The following is a 1299-nucleotide window of genomic DNA, read 5'->3' on the forward strand; positions in this document are numbered from 1 at the left end:
CTATGTGCCAAAGAAGCATTTAAGCGATTTTACGACCCGCATTTTCGTGTGGACGACGAAATATATAAGGTCTTAAATATGTCGAGAGATGATAGGAAAATGTAAGGCGATAGCGCATGGCAGCACGGCTTTGGATTATATTTTCAGAGAGGGAAAGCTCGGTAATCGGCTTACCTTCCACAATCTTTGCAGCAGAGAACCGAAAGCAATCTATGAGGAAATGAAAGTGGTCAGCGATTATAACAGTCGTTGCAGAAACAAGTTCCTCCGCATTGAAATCGGTATAGCACCTCAGGATGAGAAGAAACTACCCGTATCTGAACTCATGCGGATAGCCCATCTGTTTGCCAACCAAATGGGACTAGACAACCACCAATGGGTAGCAGTAACGCATAAAGATACCGACAACAGGCATATCCATATCATTGCCAATCGCATCAGTCTGTACGGAGAGGTCTATGATACCACTTTTGTAAGCAACAGGGCAGCAAGAATGGCGGAGGAAATAAGTCGCTCGAAAGGCTTGACCATTGCAAAGGAGGTCAGGGCGGAAAGGAAGCATCAGAAAGCAAAAGCCAATCCTACGAGAGAGCAAACAAAGAAAGAAGTACAGCAAATCTGTTATGCCTTGTTGGATAAATATAAAAGCGGTGGCATATCAGGGCACTCCATGTTTCTCTACGAATTGAACAAGAACAACATTATCATAGAGCGCATGAAGAACAAACAGGGAAAAGTATATGGTTTGAAGTTCTCCTTCAATGGACAAAGCTTCAAGGCTTCCGAAATCGGCAGGGAGTTCGGCTACCTTTCTTTGCAAAAGAACTTTGAAGCAGGCAATAAAGCCGAAACAAAGGAGATAATGACAAAAGCTCAAATAATGGCGCACGAGCAGGAAAAGAGCAAACCCCAACCGGATACAGCCTATCAACTTGTTCCTCCCAGCCGTTCGTACACACCGCCTACAAAAGCAAACGAAACTTCACCTATTGCACAAGCCGTAGGAAATGTAGCAAGCACTGTCTTGAATGCTGCTGAAGAAATAATTTCGGGAGCAGGTGGACTTATCAATCCACAGACACATGGCGATGATTATGCTGAGACGGTATGGCAACGAAAACTCAGAAACCAAGCCAAGAAAAAGAAGAAACGAGGAAGAGGAATATAACCATTCTCCTCATTTTTCAATCTTTCCAAACAACAGATGACGCAAAAGAGTGAAAATCTTATCAAAAACGCTTGTTATTCAAAGCAAATGATTATCTTTGCAAATAGAATAACAAGCGTTCTTTGTTGATG

1 protein-coding gene is annotated in these 1299 nt (G+C 42.8%); it reads left to right on the forward strand.

Annotated features, from left to right (window positions below; translation table 11 throughout):
- Positions 1–88: 88 nt before the first annotated feature.
- Positions 89–1168, forward strand: coding sequence for a relaxase/mobilization nuclease domain-containing protein (locus HMPREF2983_RS03915; RefSeq protein WP_023984409.1), 1080 nt, complete (start codon positions 89–91; stop codon positions 1166–1168).
- Positions 1169–1299 lie beyond the last annotated feature (131 nt).

This window comes from Prevotella sp. HMSC077E09, assembly GCF_001814685.1.
In the GTDB taxonomy this organism is placed as follows: domain Bacteria; phylum Bacteroidota; class Bacteroidia; order Bacteroidales; family Bacteroidaceae; genus Prevotella; species Prevotella oris.